The sequence below is a fragment of the Streptomyces sp. NPDC056161 genome (assembly GCF_042268025.1).
Taxonomy (GTDB): domain Bacteria; phylum Actinomycetota; class Actinomycetes; order Streptomycetales; family Streptomycetaceae; genus Streptomyces.
In genome coordinates this window covers 103401-120006 of the sequence record NZ_JBHJUV010000012.1, presented here as the reverse complement: position 1 = coordinate 120006, position 16606 = coordinate 103401, and the positions used below count along the sequence as shown (strand labels likewise).

At 71.3% G+C, this 16606-nt stretch carries 14 protein-coding genes; 5 read left to right on the top strand and 9 right to left on the bottom strand.

What is annotated here, in order from left to right:
* Nucleotides 1-111 precede the first annotated feature (111 nt).
* A complete protein-coding gene (locus ACFC09_RS13750) occupies nt 112-906 on the top strand; it encodes a metal-dependent hydrolase (protein ID WP_376527026.1) in 795 nt (264 codons plus the stop codon).
* Nucleotides 907-1130: 224 nt separating this feature from the next.
* Here ACFC09_RS13750 and ACFC09_RS13745 read toward each other — a convergent pair whose 3' ends face one another.
* The 4 genes from ACFC09_RS13745 to ACFC09_RS13730 form a co-directional block, all read right to left on the bottom strand.
* Complete coding sequence (locus tag ACFC09_RS13745; protein WP_376527024.1) at nt 1131-1409, bottom strand: type B 50S ribosomal protein L31; 279 nt, start codon at nt 1407-1409, stop codon at nt 1131-1133.
* Between the two features lie 45 nt (nt 1410-1454).
* Nucleotides 1455-1925 (bottom strand): DUF5709 domain-containing protein, encoded by a 471-nt coding sequence (locus tag ACFC09_RS13740; RefSeq protein WP_376527022.1) that lies wholly within the window; start codon nt 1923-1925, stop codon nt 1455-1457.
* A gap of 411 nt (nt 1926-2336) precedes the next feature.
* Entirely contained in the window at nt 2337-4118 is a 1782-nt protein-coding gene (locus ACFC09_RS13735) for an ABC transporter ATP-binding protein (protein WP_376527020.1), read from the bottom strand.
* Complete coding sequence (locus ACFC09_RS13730; RefSeq protein ID WP_376527018.1) at nt 4115-5953, bottom strand: ABC transporter transmembrane domain-containing protein; 1839 nt, start codon at nt 5951-5953, stop codon at nt 4115-4117. Before ACFC09_RS13730 ends, ACFC09_RS13735 begins: the two co-directional genes overlap by 4 nt.
* Before the next feature lie 222 nt (nt 5954-6175).
* Between ACFC09_RS13730 and ACFC09_RS13725 the strand changes: the two genes are divergently transcribed.
* Nucleotides 6176-7870: a peptide-N4-asparagine amidase gene (locus ACFC09_RS13725; protein ID WP_376527016.1), complete on the top strand. Its 1695-nt coding sequence runs from the start codon at nt 6176-6178 to the stop codon at nt 7868-7870.
* 334 nt (nt 7871-8204) lie between these two features.
* On the opposite strand, the gene ACFC09_RS13720 is transcribed toward ACFC09_RS13725, so the two are convergent.
* The gene (locus ACFC09_RS13720; protein ID WP_376527014.1) at nt 8205-8654 is read right to left on the bottom strand and encodes a MarR family winged helix-turn-helix transcriptional regulator; all 450 of its coding nucleotides are present in this window, start codon (nt 8652-8654) and stop codon (nt 8205-8207) included.
* Nucleotides 8655-8767: 113 nt separating this feature from the next.
* Here ACFC09_RS13720 and ACFC09_RS13715 point away from each other — a divergent pair, with 113 nt between their 5' ends.
* Together ACFC09_RS13715 and mltG are read left to right on the top strand one after the other, a co-directional pair.
* The gene (locus ACFC09_RS13715; protein ID WP_376527012.1) at nt 8768-10570 is read left to right on the top strand and encodes an ABC transporter ATP-binding protein; all 1803 of its coding nucleotides are present in this window, start codon (nt 8768-8770) and stop codon (nt 10568-10570) included.
* A 43-nt stretch (nt 10571-10613) separates the two neighbouring features.
* A complete protein-coding gene (gene mltG / locus ACFC09_RS13710; protein WP_376527010.1) occupies nt 10614-11501 on the top strand; it encodes an endolytic transglycosylase MltG in 888 nt (295 codons plus the stop codon).
* 12 nt (nt 11502-11513) lie between these two features.
* Here the strand turns inward: mltG and ACFC09_RS13705 are convergent, their stop codons facing one another.
* Nucleotides 11514-12608 (bottom strand): NAD(P)-binding domain-containing protein, encoded by a 1095-nt coding sequence (locus tag ACFC09_RS13705; RefSeq protein WP_376527008.1) that lies wholly within the window; start codon nt 12606-12608, stop codon nt 11514-11516.
* 134 nt (nt 12609-12742) lie between these two features.
* Here ACFC09_RS13705 and ACFC09_RS13700 point away from each other — a divergent pair, with 134 nt between their 5' ends.
* Nucleotides 12743-13165: a YjbQ family protein gene (locus tag ACFC09_RS13700; RefSeq protein WP_376527006.1), complete on the top strand. Its 423-nt coding sequence runs from the start codon at nt 12743-12745 to the stop codon at nt 13163-13165.
* Nucleotides 13166-13379: 214 nt separating this feature from the next.
* On the opposite strand, the gene ACFC09_RS13695 is transcribed toward ACFC09_RS13700, so the two are convergent.
* Genes ACFC09_RS13695 through ACFC09_RS13685 form a run of 3 tightly spaced genes read right to left on the bottom strand, consistent with a single transcriptional unit; the run spans nt 13380 to nt 16097 of the window.
* Complete coding sequence (locus ACFC09_RS13695; protein ID WP_376527004.1) at nt 13380-14216, bottom strand: ABC transporter permease; 837 nt, start codon at nt 14214-14216, stop codon at nt 13380-13382.
* Between the two features lie 16 nt (nt 14217-14232).
* The gene (locus ACFC09_RS13690; RefSeq protein WP_376527002.1) at nt 14233-15027 is read right to left on the bottom strand and encodes an ABC transporter ATP-binding protein; all 795 of its coding nucleotides are present in this window, start codon (nt 15025-15027) and stop codon (nt 14233-14235) included.
* Nucleotides 15028-15041: 14 nt separating this feature from the next.
* On the bottom strand, nt 15042-16097 hold the full coding sequence (locus ACFC09_RS13685) for an ABC transporter substrate-binding protein (protein WP_376527000.1): 1056 nt from the start codon (nt 16095-16097) through the stop codon (nt 15042-15044).
* Nucleotides 16098-16606 lie beyond the last annotated feature (509 nt).

Genomic DNA, 16606 nt, shown 5'->3' with positions numbered 1-16606 from the left:
GAATCGGCTGCGAGTACGAAGATCGCTACCGCTACGCTGTGTCGCCGACGGAGCGTCAATGCACCCGGTCAACTGGACAGCGGTACAAGAGGAATGGGGCGGGCAACGGCGATGATGGGACCAGCACACTCACTGTCGGGGGCCGCGGCCTGGCTCGGCGTCGGGGCGGCCGCCGCCGCGGCCGGGCATCCGATGCCCTGGCCGGTCCTCCTGGTGGGCGCCCTGATCAGCGCCGGTGCGGCGCTCGCTCCGGACCTCGATCACAAGGCGGCCACTATCTCGCGCGCCTTCGGGCCGTTGTCGCGAGGGCTGTGCGAGATCGTGGACAAGCTCTCCTACGCCGTCTACAAGGGCACCCGGATGAGGGGCGACACACGTCGCTCCGGTGGGCACCGGACGCTGACGCACACCTGGCTGTGGGCGGTACTGATCGGCGCGGGTGCCTCGGCCCTGGCGTTCACCGGCGGCCGGTGGGCGGTGCTGGCGATCCTCTTCGTCCACATGGTGCTGGCGATCGAGGGACTGCTGTGGCGGGCGGCCCGCGGGTCCAGCAGCGACATCCTGGTGTGGTTGCTGGCCGCGACCAGCGCGTGGATCCTTGCCGGCGTTCTGGACAAACCGGGCAATGGTTCCGACTGGCTGTTCACCGATCCCGGCCAGGAGTACCTGTGGCTGGGGCTGCCCATCGTGCTGGGGGCGCTGGTGCACGACATCGGGGACGCGCTGACGGTCTCCGGTTGCCCGATCCTGTGGCCGATCCCGGTCGGCCGCAGGCGCTGGTACCCCCTGGGTCCGCCCAAGGCCATGCGGTTCCGGGCGGGCAGCTGGGTCGAGCTGAAGGTGCTGATGCCGGTGTTCATGCTGCTCGGCGGAGTGGGCTGCGCGGCGGCGCTCAACGTGATCTGAGCGGGGTCCGCGATCGGTGCCGGGGCCCAGGCGCCGATCCGGGCCGAGGCCGGGGTGGAGACCGGGGCCGAGGACCGGGACCGGGGCGGTGTCCGGGCAGTGGTCCGGGAGGGGTTTCGAGCCGTGGTCGCAGCGCCGGAGCGGGCGCTCCGGCACGGGGGCGGGCGCGTCGGTGGTGGCTGTGGCCCGTTCGGCCGGGCGGTCCGGAGGCGGGTGCTCCGGGGTCAGGCGGCCCCGCCGCTCCCGGCGGAGTCCCGCCCCGCCCCGCCGTACCGGCGCTCGAAGCGAGCGACACGGCCCTCCGAGTCGACCGTGCGGGCCTTGCCCGTGTAGAAGGGGTGGCTCTCCGAGGAGATCTCGACGTCCACCACCGGGTACGTCTCGCCGTCGTCCCAGTCGATGGTCTGGTCGCTGGTGGCGGTGGACCGGGTGAGGAAGGCGTAGCCGGCGGAGCGGTCGCGGAAGACCACGGGGTGGTAGTCGGGGTGCTTGTCCTGGTGCATGGCGGCTCCTCGCGCGGGACGGCCGGCGGGTGGGCGCGGCCGGGCTCAGGTGGAGAAGGAGTCCTCGTCCACGACGTGCATCGCGGCCTCTTCGGCGGAGGCACCCGCGCCGTCGATGCCCACGTCGGTGGCGACGAGTGCGCTTTCATCGTCCTCGTGGGCACCCTCGTCGGGTGCGACGAGGCGGCCGGAGCGGAGGTCGCCGACCTCGTTGTCGAGCAGTTCGCCGTCGGTGCCCTGGCAGTCGCCGATGCCGTCACCGTCGGGTACGGCGAGATCGGGCTGCTCCTCGGCCAGACGCTGGTCCAGCGTCTCGCCCTCGTGGCCCTCGGCCGCCGTCACACCGGAGTGTTCCACCGCCCACGGCCTCTCGGGGGGAGACCAGCCTCGGTCGAGTGGATCTTCGACACCGTCGTCGACCAGTGTGTCCTCGGCGTCGAGCAGCCCCGAGTCCTCCTGGATCTCGGATCCATCCGGCTGGTAGACGTCGTCCCCCCATCCGTCGGAGCTGTTCACGGGTACCTCCAGGTGGTGGGGACGGCCCGTTCCCGCCATGGTCGGTGGTGGACCACCGGCACGCGGGGCACAGGTCTCACCCGGCTCGAACCCGACGGTTCCCGGGCATCCCCCGAACCGGTGCCGTTCTCCAGCCTTTCACTCCGCTTCGGGACCGCGCAACGCCACGGCCCCCGTCCCGCGCCCGTGTCCGCCGCTCCACCTGCGCCGCGGCCCGCTCCCCCGAGCAGCGTGACCGCCGGCGTCGGGGCGTCTCGCCCTACCGCCTGCCCCGCTCGCCACCCCTCGATGCCATGGGTGCCAGGGCACCCGGCGGTGCGCCGATCACCTGGACGATCCGAGGCGCTGGCCTGCTCCTACACACCGCGGTCCGTGGCGCCGCCTCCACTCGTGGCGTTCGCGGTGTTCCACTCACCCGTGCCAGGACCGCCACAGCGCCGCGTACGCCCCGTCGGCCGCGACCAGCTCGCCGTGGCTGCCCAGCTCGCTGATGCGGCCGTTCTCGACGACGGCGATGACGTCGGCGTCGTGCGCGGTGTGCAGCCGGTGGGCGATGGCGACCACGGTGCGGCCGTCCAGGACACGGGCCAGGGAGCGTTCGAGGTGACGGGCCGCACGGGGGTCGAGGAGCGAGGTCGCCTCGTCCAGGACCAGAGTGTGCGGGTCGGCCAGCACCAGTCGGGCCAGGGCGATCTGCTGGGCCTGTGCCGGGGTGAGCGCCAGACCGCCCGAGCCGACCTTGGCGTCCAGCCCGTCCTCCAGGTCCCGCGCCCAGCCGTCCGCGTCGACCGCGCCCAGTGCCGCCCACAGCTCCGCGTCCGCGGCGTCGGTGCGGGCGAGCAGCAGGTTGTCGCGCAGGGTGCCCACGAACACGTGGTGCTCCTGATTGACGAGGGCGACGTGGGAGCGGACACGTTCGGCGGTCATCCGGGACAGCTCGGCGCCGCCCAGGGTGATCCGGCCGTTGCGGGGCCCGTAGATGCCCGCGAGCAGTCTGCCCAGGGTGGACTTGCCCGCACCCGAGGGACCGACCAGGGCGAGCCGGGTGCCCGGCGCGACCGAGAGCGACACCTCGCGCAGGACGTCGACCCCCTCGCGGTAGCCGAAGTGCACCCGGTCCGCGTGTACGTCCCGGCCTTCGGGGGCCAGCTCTGCGTCCCCGGCGTCCGGCTCGATCTCCCGCACCCCGACCAGGCGCGCCAGCGACACCTGGGCCACCTGCACCTCGTCGTACCAGCGCAGGATCAGGTTGATCGGATCGACGAGCATCTGCGCGATGAGTGCACCCGTGGTCAGCTGGCCCACTCCGATCCAGCCCCGCAGGACGAAGACCCCGCCGGCCATCAGGACCGAGCCGAGCACCACTACGTGGGTGAGGCTGATGACCGGAAAGAGCACGGACCGCAGCCAGAGGGTGTACCGCTCCCACGCGGTCCATTCCTTGATCCGGCGTTCCGACAGGGCGATGCGCCGGGCGCCCAGACGGTGGGCCTCGACGGTGCGGCCGGCGTCGACGGTCTCGGCGAGCGCGGCGGCCACGGCGGCGTATCCGGCGGCCTCCGAGCGGTAGCCGGACGGGGCCCGTTTGAAGTACCAGCGGCAGCCGATCACCAGCAGCGGCACGGCGAGCAGGACGGCCGCCGCGAGCGGCGGCGCCGTGACGACGAGTCCGGCGAGCAGCAGCGCCACCCAGACGACGCCGATCGACAGCTGCGGCACGGCCTCGCGCATGGCGTTGGCCAGCCGGTCGATGTCCGTGGTGATGCGGGAGAGCAGGTCGCCGGTGCCTGCGCGTTCCAGGACGCCGGGCGGCAGCCCGACCGAACGAACGAGGAAGTCCTCGCGCAGGTCGGCCAGCATCCGCTCACCGAGCACCGCGCCGCGCAGCCGCACCTCGCGCACGAACACGGCCTGTATGGCGAGCGCGAGCACGAACAGCCCGGCGGTCAGGCCCAGGTGCAGTTCCCGCGCCTCGTCGGACACCCGCTCCACGAGTCCGCCGAGGAGGTAGGGGCCCGCCATGGAGGAGACCACGGCCATCGTGTTGACGGCCATGAGGAGCAGGAAGGCGCGACGGTGCCGCCGGAACAGTTCGGCCACGTAGGCGCGTACGGTCCTCGCGGTGCCGACGGGCAGGGTGGTGGCGGTCGTCGGGGCCGCCGGGTCGTACGCCGGTGGCGCAACGCCGATCATGCGCTCTCCTCGATCTCTTCAAGGACGCCCGGCAGGGCGGCTTGGTCGTCCAGCGGATCCCGCGGGTCGTCCCGGTCGTCCCGGGCTCCGAGCGCCACCGACTCGTCCTCCGTCTCGCGGGTCACGACGGCCCGGTACCGAGGTTCCGTGCGCAGCAGATCGCGGTGCACGCCGACGGCCGTCAGTTCGCCGCCGTGCACCAGCACGACCCGGTCCGCGCGGTCCAGGACGAGCGGCGACGAGGTGAACACCACCGTCGTACGTCCCGTCCGCAGCTTCCGCACGCCCTCCGCGATCCGCGCCTCGGTGTGCGAGTCGACGGCCGAGGTCGGCTCGTCCAGGACGAGCACCTCGGGATCGGTGACCAGCGACCGGGCCAGCGCGAGCCGCTGGCGCTGGCCGCCGGACAGGGACCGTCCCCGTTCCGTGATCCGGGCGTCCATGGGATCCCGCGTGTCCGCGGACCCCTCGACGAGTGTTTCCAGTACGTCGCCGCACTGCGCGGCCGCCAGCGCGTCCTCGGCGCGGACGCCGGCGGACACGGGTACGTCGAGGAGGTCGCGGAGCGTGCCGGACAGCAGGACCGGATCCTTGTCCTGGACCAGGACGGCGGTGCGGGCGCTGTCGAGGGGGAGTTCGTCGAGTGGTACGCCGCCGAGCAGTACCGACGGCCCAGGTTCGGCCGGATGGCCGCCCAGCCGATCGGCGAGACGTCCCGCCGCGTCCGGGTCCCCGCACACCACGGCGGTGAGCAGGCCGGCCGGTGCGAGCAGGCCGGTGGCCGGGTCGTACAGATCACCGCTGGGCACCTCGGCCGCGCGTGATCCGCCGGCGTCCGTATGCCGCTCCAGGGACAGCACGCGGGAGGCTCGCTCGGCCGACGGGCGGGAGAAGGAGTATGCCATGGCGATCTCCTGGAAGTGCTGCAGCGGATAGGCGAGGATCATCACCGCGCTGTAGACGGTGACCAGTTCGCCGACCTCGATACGGCCCTGGCGGGCGAGGCCGATGCCGTGCCAGACGACCGCGACCAGCAGCAGGCCCGGCAGCAGCACCTGGAGTGCCGCGATCAGGGACCACATCCGGGCGCTGCGTACGGCGGCGTGCCGTACGTCCTGCGAGGCCCGCCGGTAGCGGTCGAGGAACAGTTCCTCGCCGCCGATGCCGCGCAGCACCCGCAGTCCTGCGACGGTGTCCGAGGCCAGTTCCGTCGCCCGACCCGCCTTCTCGCGTTGGAGATCGGCGCGCCGGGTGGCCCGGGGCAGCAGCGGCAGGACCGCGAGGGCCAGCAAGGGCAGGCCGACCGCCACGAGGACGCCGAGAGCGGGCTGATAGACGAGCAGGCCGACGCAGACCAGGACGACCGTCAGGGCGGCGGCGGTGAAGCGGGAGACGGCTTCGACGAACCAGCCGATCTTCTCGACGTCGCCGGTCGAGACGGCCACCACCTCACCGGCCGCGACCCGTCGGGTCAGCCCCGAACCCAGCAGGGCGGCCTTGCGGGCGAGCAGTTGCTGGACGCGGGCGGCGGCGGTGATCCAGTTGGTGACGGCGGCCCGGTGCAGGAAGGTGTCGCCCACCGCGACGCCGATCCCGCAGACCGCCATCAGCAGGCCGGCCAGGGCGAGCCGGGTGCCCGAGCGGTCGACGACGGCCTGGACGGCGAGGCCCACGCAGAACGGCAGCGACGAGACGGAGGTGAAATGAAGCAGGCCCCAGGCCAGCGCCTTCAGCTGGCCACCCAGTTGATTGCGCCCGAGCCACCACAGGAATCGGGGGCCCGAGCGTGCGTCCGGCACACCCGGGTCGGGATACGGAAGGTCTTGGATCTGCATGAGGTCCCAGTGGTTCGTGTCAGGGCGGAATCGGTCGGGGGTGAGGACAGGAGCGGCGGCAGCAAACCGTGCAAGGCTCGCGTCGGTGCACGGCGAAAATCAAGGGGTTTTTCCACGGTGGCGCCGGAAACGGACAAGCCTGCCGGTGGAGGGGACCGCGCGGCCTCGTCCGGCTGGACGCGGCATTGCCGAGACGGCCGACCGCCCCGTAGAACACCGGCCATGAGAAGACGGATAGTCATGTGCATGCTCGCAGGAGTGGCCCTCTTGGCGAGCGTCCTCCTCGGCTCCCCGGCGGCCTCGGCCCGGATCCTGCCGGTTCGGGCACACATCCCGACCCAGCCCGGGGTTTCCGCCCCGACCCAGCCCCGGGTTCCCGCCCCGGCCGAGGTTCCGGCCGACGTCCCGGCCGAGTTCGGCACCGACTGGCACGACCCGGTGACCGCCGCGCCGCCGGTCGCCGTTCCGGGTACCAGGTCCTGCCGGGTCACGCTCGCGGAGGTCCAGTTCCGCGACTTCACGCCGTACAGGGGCGGGTACACGCCACCGCGCGGTTGCGGTGACCGCTGGAGCAAGGTCGTGCTGCGCCTCGACGGCAAGGTGCGCGGGCGTCAGTACGACCGGCTGGGCTATTTGCACGTCGGCGGGGTCGAGATCCTGCGCACTTCCACGCCGGAGCCCTCGCCGGACGGTATCGAGTGGTCCGTGGAGAAGGACGTCACCCGCTACAGCGACACCTTCAACGATCCGCAGGACGTCGAGATGCTCATCGGGAACGTCGTGGACGACACTTACACCGGTGTCATCGACGTCAAGGTCACCCTGACCTTCTACGCGGGCAGGGCCGTCGCCACGCCGGACCGGGTCCTCACCCTCACCGACACCGGCCAGGGCACCACCCTCACCACTCCGCGCAACAGCGAGCGCATCGTCGCCGAGGTGTATGCCACCGGATCCGGCGGCGGTTGCGAGGAGTTCTGGTACCTGACCGTGGCCGATCCCGCACCGTACTCCTGCAAGGCCGACCGGGGCCCCTACCGTGAGGTGCGGATCAAGGTCGACGGCCAACTGGCGGGGATCGCCGCGCCGTTCCCGAACGTATGGACGGGGGGCTGGTCCAACCCCTTCCTCTGGTACGTGATTCCGGGCCCACGCGCCTTCGACGTGCGGCCGGTCGAGTACGACCTGACCCCGTTCGCCGGGTTGCTCAACGACGGCCGTCCGCACCGGGTCGAGATATCCGTGGACGGTGTTCCCGAAGGGCAGTCCGGCTGGAGCGCGCCGGTGAACGTCCTCGTCTGGCAGGACCCGCACCGCGCCCGGGTCACCGGCGGACTCACGACGCACCGGGTGACCGACCTCGTCAACTCCTCCACGTACACGCCCGGTTCCGTGGAGCACCGGGTCGATACCCGGGCCGGTCACCGGTTGACCGTCGCGGGTTACCTGGACACCTCGCACGGCCGGGTGACGACCACCGTCAGCCGTACCCTGGCGAACACCTCCGCGCACCGCTGGACCGACGGTGAGACAACGGACGGGCTCGACGCCACCTGGACGGACGGGGAGTCCGTCACGGTCGGCGCCGGCGGGGTGGCCCGGACCACGCGTACGGACCGGACGTACACGATGGACGGCGTGACGACCATCGGAGCGGACGACCGGCTGCGCACGGTTCTCACCCTCGGCGACCGGGCGTCGGTGGAGGCCGGCCTGGGCGGTCGGCGCCTCTCGTGGTCGCGGTTCGACGACACCTACTCCGGCGACGCGACCTACACCCTGAACGTGCCCCGTGACCAGCGGCACGCGGTCGGTACGACGAGCGAACGCTACCGGCTGTCCGGCTCGCACGGCTGCTACGACCGTTCACTGACGACAGTCCAAGGGGCGCTCGCCGACGACGACAGCCGTTGCTGAGACACAGCCGTCGCTGAGTGACGGCGTTGCTGAGCGACAGCCCTGGTGAGTGACGGCCGTTGCTGGGTGACGGCTGCTGGTGGGTGACGGCCGTATCGGAGTGACGGACGTACCGGAGTGACGGACGTACCGGAGTGACGGCCGTTGCCGCGGGGGCCTTGTGCCGGGGGCGACGCGGCCACCGTCCCGTACTGGCCCGCAGTCCCGGGCAGGCGGACCGCCGTCCCAGACAGGCGGCGGCAGTCCCGGCAGGCGGACCGCCTCCGACCGGCCCTCCGGCGGCGCCCGGTTGCCGCACGCCCTCGCCGGACCGGCCCGGCACCGACCCGAGGGTTCAGCAGCGCTGGGCGACCGTGCCGTCCAGGAGGGTGTCGAGCAGCCCGCCGAGCAGTTCGCGCTGCTCGGCGGAGAGCGCGGCCAGGATCTCCTCCGCCGCCGACCGGCGTGCGGCGCGCAGTTCCCCGAGCGTCGCCCGCCCCTCGTCGGTCAGCTCGATCCGGGTCACCCGGCGGTTCGTCGGATCCGGTGCCCGGCGCACCATGCCGTTCGCCTCCAACCCGTCGACCAGTGTCGTCACCGCGCGCGGCACCACCTCCAGGCGCTCGGCGAGGTCCGCCATGCGCGGCGGTGAGGCGTAGTGCGCCAGGGTGCGCAGCAGCCGGGACTGGGCCGGGGTGACGCCCAGGTCACGGCGCTCCAGATGGCGCTTCTGGATGCGGTGGACCCGGCGGGTGAGGCGCAGCAGCTGCTCGGCGAGCCGGCCCTCGGGGTCGGGGGTGGTCATGCGGGAACAATATCAGGAGGATGTTCATTGTGAGTATAGGTAACAATGAGCTAAGATCCTCCAGTAGTCGCCGGCCGGTCCTCGGGCCGGCACCCTCACCTCCGTAGGAGCCCATGCAACCCGACCGCACTCCCTCCTGGACACCGCCTGCCGACGCGAAGGACCAGCCTCGGCAGGTGCGCCGCATCCTGGCCCTCTTCCGCCCCTACCGCGGGCGGCTCGCGATCGTCGGCCTGCTGGTCGGGGCGTCGTCGCTGGTGTCCGTCGCCACGCCGTTCCTGCTGAAGGAGACCCTTGACGTCGCGATTCCGCAGGGCCGTACCGGTCTGCTGAGCCTGCTCGCGCTCGGCATGATCCTCAGCGCCGTCCTCAACAGCGTCTTCGGCGTGCTGCAGACGCTGATCTCGACGACCGTCGGCCAGCGCGTCATGCACGATCTGCGCACCGCCGTCTACGGCCGTCTCCAGCGCATGTCGCTCGCCTTCTTCACCCGCACCCGCACCGGCGAGGTGCAGTCCCGCATCGCCAACGACATCGGCGGCATGCAGGCCACCGTCACCTCCACCGCGACCTCCCTGGTGTCCAACCTGACCGGTGTGGTCGCCACGATCGTCGCGATGGCCGCCCTCGACTGGCGGCTGACCATCGTCTCGCTGGTCCTGCTGCCGGTGTTCGTGTGGATCGGCCGCCGCGTCGGCAACGAACGCAAGCGGATCACCACCCAGCGCCAGAAGCAGATGGCCGCGATGGCCGCGACCGTCACCGAGTCGCTGTCCGTCAGCGGCATCCTGCTGGGCCGCACGATGGGCCGCGCCGACTCCCTCACCCGGTCCTTCGCTGACGAGTCCGAGCAACTCGTCGACCTGGAGGTGCGGTCCAGCATGGCCGGCCGCTGGCGCATGGCCGTGATCACCATCGTCATGGCCGCGATGCCGGCCGTCATCTACTGGGCCGCGGGGATGACGCTCCAACTGGGCGGACCCCAGGTCTCCATCGGCACCATCGTCGCCTTCGTCTCGCTCCAGCAGGGCCTCTTCCGGCCGGCCGTGAGCCTGCTGGCGACCGGTGTCCAGATCCAGACCTCGCTCGCTCTCTTCCAGCGCATCTTCGAATACCTCGACCTGCCGATCGACATCACCGAGCGGGACCGGCCCGTCCACATCGACCAGGTCAAGGGCGAGGTGCGGTTCGAGGAGGTCGAGTTCCGCTACGAGGCCAAGGACGGCCCCGTACTGGACGGCATCGACGTCACCGTCCCCGCGGGCGGCAGCCTGGCGATCGTCGGCCCGACCGGCGCCGGCAAGTCCACGCTCGGCTATCTGGTGCCGCGGCTCTACGACGTCACCGGGGGCCGGGTCACCCTGGACGGCGTCGACGTGCGCGACCTCGACTTCGACACGCTCGCCCGGGCGGTCGGCGTCGTCTCGCAGGAGACGTACCTCTTCCACGCCTCGGTCGCCGACAACCTCCGCTTCGCCAAGCCGGACGCCACCGAAGAGGAGTTGTTCACGGCGGCCAGGGCGGCCCAGATACACGACCACATCGCGGCGCTGCCCGACGGGTACGACACGGTCGTCGGCGAGCGCGGCCACCGCTTCTCCGGCGGGGAGAAGCAGCGGCTGGCCATCGCCCGCACCATCCTGCGCGACCCGCCGGTCCTCATCCTCGACGAGGCGACCAGTGCGCTGGACACCCGCACCGAACACGCGGTCCAGGAGGCCATCGACGCCCTGTCCGCCAACCGGACGACCCTCACCATCGCGCACCGCCTCTCCACCGTCCGGGGAGCCGACCAGATCGTGGTCCTGGATTCCGGGCGCGTGGCCGAACGCGGCACGCACGAGGAACTGCTGGCGCTCGGCGGACGCTACGCGGCCCTGGTCCGCCGGGATGCGCAACTGGAACCGACAAGCTGAAGATATGCCAGGTTTGTGGGTGTATGCGGGTTAACGTGCCCGCATGCAGATGAACACTCCGTCACGGAGCACGATTCGACTGACGCGCCGGGGCAAGCTCGTCCTTGTCGTGACCGGCGCCGTCGTGGCCGGCACCGCCGTGGCGGTGCCGCTGCTGACCCTGGGCGACGAGCCGCCCAAGCCCGTGAGCCTGGTGATCCCCGAGGGCTGGCGAGCCAGCCAGGTCTACGAAGCCGTCGACAAGGTGCTCGCCCTGCCCGTCGGGTCCACCGCCAAGACCATCGGCAAGGCCGGTCTCAAACTGCCGCACGACGCCGAGGGCAACCCTGAGGGCTATCTCTTCCCGGCCACGTATTCCGTCGCGAAGGGCGCCACCCCCGAGTCACTGCTCCAGACGATGGTCGACGCCGCGAACGACAAGTTCAACGGCGCCCCCGCCGCGGCCGGTCCGCAGCGCAACGCGATGAACGTCTACCAGGCGGTCACCATCGCGAGCATCGTCCAGGCCGAGGCATCCACCAGGAACGACATGGGGAAGGTCGCCCGGGTCGTGCTCAACCGGCTGGCGCGCGGCATGCCGCTCCAGATGGACTCCACCATCAACTACGCGCTGCGCCGCCACACGATCCGCACCAGCTCGGACGACACCCGCATCGACAGCCCCTACAACTCCTACCAGCGCATGGGCCTGCCGCCCACGCCGATCGACAACCCGGGCGAGACCGCGATGCGCGCCACGCTCAACCCGACACCCGGCGACTGGCTGTACTTCGTCACGGTCAAGCCCGGCGACACCCGCTTCACCTCCGACTACACGGAGCACCAGCGCAACGTCGCGGAGTTCAACGCGCAGCAGCACAAGAGCGGTCAGCCGCAGCAGAGCCCGAACAGGACCGCGGCGCAGTCCCCTGCCTCGCAGTCACCGACCTGAGCGGCCGGGACATCACGCGGCGGCGGCCTCGGTGGCCAGCAGTCGCCTGATGTCCCGCACGGCCGCGCGTCCCGCCCGGTTGGCCCCGATGGTGCTTGCCGACGGGCCGTAGCCGACCAGGTGGATCCGCGGATCGGCGGCCACCCGGGTCCCCTCGATACGGATCCCGCCGCCGGGTTCGCGCAGCCGGAGCGGCGCCAGATGGTCGAGGGCGGCCCGGAATCCCGTCGCCCACAGGATGACGTCGGCGTCGACGTGCCGCGCGCCACCGTGTTCCGGTGAGTCCAGCCACTCGACGCCGTCCGGGGTGATCCGGTCGAACATCGGCTGCCGGTCCAGGACGCCGTCCCGCAGCCCCTGCCGGATGGCGTCGTTGAGCGGCAGGCCGGTGACCGAGACCACGCTGCGGGGCGGCAGCCCCTGCCGGACCCGTTCCTCGACCAACGCGACCGCGGAGCGGCCCGCACCCTCGTCGAACGGCCCCTCCCGGAAGACCGGTGGCCGCCGGGTGACCCATGTGGTGGCCGCCGCGTACGGCGCGATCTCCAGGAGGTGCTGGGTGCCGGACGCGCCGCCACCCACCACGACCACCCGCTGCCCGGCGAACTCCTCGGGCCCCGCGTATTGCGCGGTGTGCAACTGCCGTCCGCGGAAGGTCTCTTGTCCCGGATAGACCGGCCGGAACGGCCGGTCCCAGGTGCCGGTGGCACTGATCAGCGTCCGCGTCGACCAGGTACCGTCAGAGGTCTCGACGAGCAGCCGGCCGTCCGCCCCCTCGCGTACCGCACGGACGTCCACGGGCCGCCGTACCCGCAGGTCGAAAGCGCGCTCGTAGTCGTCGAAGTAACCGCCGATGACCTCCGCCGACGGCCGGGCCGGATCGGCGCCGGTCAGCTCCATCCCCGGCAGCGAGTGCATCCCGTGCACCCTGCCGTACGTCAGCGACGGCCAGCGGAACTGCCAGGCGCCTCCGGGCGCGGGGGAGTGGTCCAGCACCACGAAGTCGCGGTCCGGCTCGAAGCCGGTGCGCCGCAGGTGATAGGCGCTGGACAGGCCCGCCTGTCCAGCGCCTATGACGACCGTCTCGACCTCGCGCACGCTGTCCACGGCCGTACCAACAGCGGTGCGGGCGCGGATCTTCCCAGCGGCCGGCCGGTGGGAGGCCCCGCCACCGAGCGCGGCTGACGGGTCCCTGCGGGCGGCGGGCGACCCGGAGCCGGCGCATGGGTCAGGATGAGGGCATGCCAGATGCCTTCACCACTCGGGTGCTGAACGTCGCCACCGGCTCCCGGGAGCGGGTCGTCGACCTCACCGGCGACTGCGAGACCTTCCTGCGCGAGGCCGCGGCCGGCCGCGACGGCCTGCTCAACCTCTTCGTGCCGCACGCCACCGCGGGGATCGCCGTCATCGAGACCGGCGCCGGAAGCGACGACGACCTGCTGGCCGCCCTGCGCACGCTGCTCCCCGCCGACGACCGCTGGCGGCACCGCCACGGCAGCCCCGGCCACGGCCGCGACCACGTCCTCCCGGCGATCGTCCCTCCCCACGCGACCCTGCCGGTGCTGGGCGGACGCCTGGAACTGGGCACGTGGCAGTCCGTGTGCCTGGTGGACACCAACCGGGACAACCCGAACCGGCAGGTGCGGCTGAGCTTCTTGGCCTGAGCGAGGCCGGCCTCGGTGTGGCAGCCGGATCGTACGTTGTGCGGGGTGAACGGGGGCCCTGAGCGGTGCGGACCGGCGCGTCGCCTGGCGACCTGCCGACCTGGGTGGCCAGCGGTCCGATCTCCCCGTCCGCGTGGAGCGCCGGAACCGGCCCGGTGCGGCGGTGTCGGCAGCCGCACCGGGCCGGTCCGGGACCCGGGCCGAGGCGCGTCCCTCAGTCCCGCTGCCACTTCAGCGCGCGCCGCTCGAAGACACCGATGATCGAGCTGGCGAGCACCACCATCGCCACGATGATCACCAGCGCGGCGAACAGCCCCGACGGGTCGAACTGCTGGGTCGACGTCATCGAGTAGTAGCCGAGTCCCTCGTCGGCCGAGATGAACTCGCCGGCGATGACGCCGATCATCGCGAACGACACCCCGGCCTTCAGACCGGCGAACAGCGGTACGGCCACCGACGGGACGACCACCTTGCGCACCACGTAGAACCGGGACGCGCCCATGGCCCGCGCCACCTCGACGAGCGGCTGGGGCACGTTGCGCATGCCGGAGTAGACGTTGAAGAAGACCAGGAAGAACACGATCATGCTGGCGATCGCGATCTTCGAGCCGATGCCCAGGCCGAACCAGAGCAGGAACATCGGCGCCAGCGCGACCTTCGGAATGCCGTTGATCGCGTTCAGGATCGGCTCCAGGATCTCCCCCACGATCTTTACCGCGCCCAGTGCCCAGCCCAGCACGGCACCGGTCGACGCGCCGAGCGCCCAGCCCAGGACCAGTTCCTGGGCGGTCACCAGGATGTGCCGGTGCATGTCGCCGTCCCCGAGGACGTCGACCAGCTTGGCCACCACGTCGACCGGGTTGCTGATCAGGAAGTAGTCGATCAGCCGCCCGCTGACGAGCTGCCAGAGCGCCAGGATCAGCAGGACCACACCGAGCTGTCCGAGCAGGACGAGCCTGCCGTGTCGGCCTCGCGTGCGGCCGCCGGACTTCGGCCGGACCACCCGCCCCCGTCGCATGGCGACTGGCTCCTGACCGTCGACGATCGTCATCGCGCCCTCCTTGTCCTCAGGACTCCAGGTCGGTTTCGAGCAGGCTCCACAACTCGTGGCGCAGCTCCTGAAAACTCTTCAGATCGGTGATGTTGTAGACGTCACGGGGACGCGCGAGCGGAATGTCCACCGTGCGCCGGATCCGGCCGGGACGACCGGTCATCACCGCGACCCGGTCGGACAGGGCGATCGCCTCGGTCAGGTCGTGGGTGATGAAGACCACCGACGTCTGCCGCCGCTGCCACAGGTCCAGCACGGTCTTCTGCATCGTCGTCTTGGTGATCGCGTCGAGCGCGCCGAAGGGCTCGTCCATGAGCAGTACTTCGGGCTCGTAGACCATGGTGCGCGCGATGGAGCAGCGTTTCTGCATGCCGCCGGACAACTGCCGGGGATAGTGGTTCTCGAACCCGTCAAGCCCGACTGTCTTGATCCACTCCCGGGCCCGTTCGATCCGCTCCGGCTTCGCGACCTTGCGGATCTCCAGTGGCATCGCCACGTTCTCCAGCACCGTGCACCACGGGAAGAGGTTGGAGTCCTGGGTGATGTATCCGATCTCCAGCTTCTCCAGCTCCCGGTCGCCCTTGAGCCGGCGGACGGTCCCGGCGGTCGGCTGGAGCAGACCGGACGCGATGTTCAGCAGGGTGCTCTTGCCGCACCCGCTGGGGCCGACGACGGTGAAGAACTCCTTCTCCCGGATCGTCACGGAGACGTCCCGCAGGACGTCCATCATCTTGCCGTCCGGGGTCACGAACCGGTGCGAGAGATCCCCGAGGATCACCGCGGGCCGCTCGGTGCCGATGTCCTGTTTCATCTCTGCCCGCCTCGTCACTTCTGGTAGTCCGCCGTGTAAGCCCTCTGGAGCACGTCCGCGGACGGCTTCTCGAACATCCCGAGGCCCGCGAGGACTTCGATGCTCTTGCCGAACTGCTCCTCGCTCATGTCCGCGCCCTTGGCCCACTTGTAGGTGCCCATGCTGTCCGCGAGGACCTTCTCGTCGAACGAGTCCATGTCGTTGTGCAGGGTCTTCGCGGCGTCCTCGGGGTGCTGGTCGAGATAGTCGTTGGCCCGGCCGATCGCGTTGCAGACCTTCTTGCTGACCTCGGGATGGTCGGCGGCGTACGACGTCGAGGCGCCGATGCCCGACCAGGCGACGTCGTCCAGTTCGGAGAACAGGTCGGAGGACCCGGTGTCGTAGATGATCTTGCCGGGCGCCACGGACAGCACCTGGTCGGGGATCGGCTGCGGCTGGAAGACCAGACCCACCTGGCCCTTCTGGAACGCGGCCGTGGAAGCCGCGGTGTTGGCCTGTGAGAGCACGCCGATCCAGTCCTTCGGGAGCCCCTCCTTCTGCAGCAGGCTCTCCAGCAGCTTGGCGCCGGGGTTGACCGTACGGCCGCCGATCGCCGTGATGTTCTCGCCCTTCAGCGCCGTCAGCTGCTCCTTGAGCGACATGGACTCGTCCATGCCGTTCCGCTTCCACGCCACATCGCTCACAGCGAGGATGTACGAGGGGTCCACCTGCGTCACACAGATCTCCTGGAGCTTGATGTCCTGCGCCGCGGCCTGCATCACCGTGGAGGTGTTGACGGCGCCGAACTGCACCTTGCCGGTGGCGATCTGGAGGCTGGCGTTGGCGATGGTCTGCAGCTTGACGTCGAGTCCCTCGTCCTTGAAGTAGCCCAGTTCGTCGGCGAGGAAGACCGGGGCGTTGGCGGGCGCCGCGATGGAGACGGAGATGGTGATGGCCTCGCCCTTGCCCGGGGCGGCGCTCGCGGAGCAGCCGGCGGCCGCGGTCAGCGCGATCGCCGTGGCCATCCCGCCGGCCCGCCTGGCGCGGATGCCGGTCGGAGCTGTCGGTGAAGCGCCGTTGCTTCTGTACATGTCAGATCCCTTGTCTCGTGGCGTTGCAGGTCCAGCCGCCGACGGCTGCCGTCAGGTCCCGGCGGGGCGCGGTCGAGCCGCGGGCGCCGGCGCGGTTCGCGGGCCGGCCCCGGTGCGGTGTCCGCGGTGGCGGACGTCCGACTGCGGCTCACTGCTGCCGGCTGCGGCTCCTGCGATCTGTCGGCTTGCGAGGTGTATCCGGGTGCGGGTGCGCGGGCCTTGCGGGTGTGGGGGGCCGTGACCGCGGACTGTCGCGGCAGCGGCCTGCGTGGGGGCGTATCCGGGGAGTGCGGGCATGCGCGAGCGTCGTGCGGAGGAGGGGAAGAGGAGGGGAAGGAGGGGGAGAGGAGGGGAAGGAGGGGAAGGGGACGGGGGAGGTCGGACGGCCCGAGCCTTCTTGTCTGTCTGTCCGGCGGTCGGCCGGTTCGGGGTGGGGCGGGCGGTCGTCGTGGCGGCGGTTTTTCCGGGGCGTCGGCCGGTTGGGGGTCAGCCGTTGCCCGCGTTCTCGG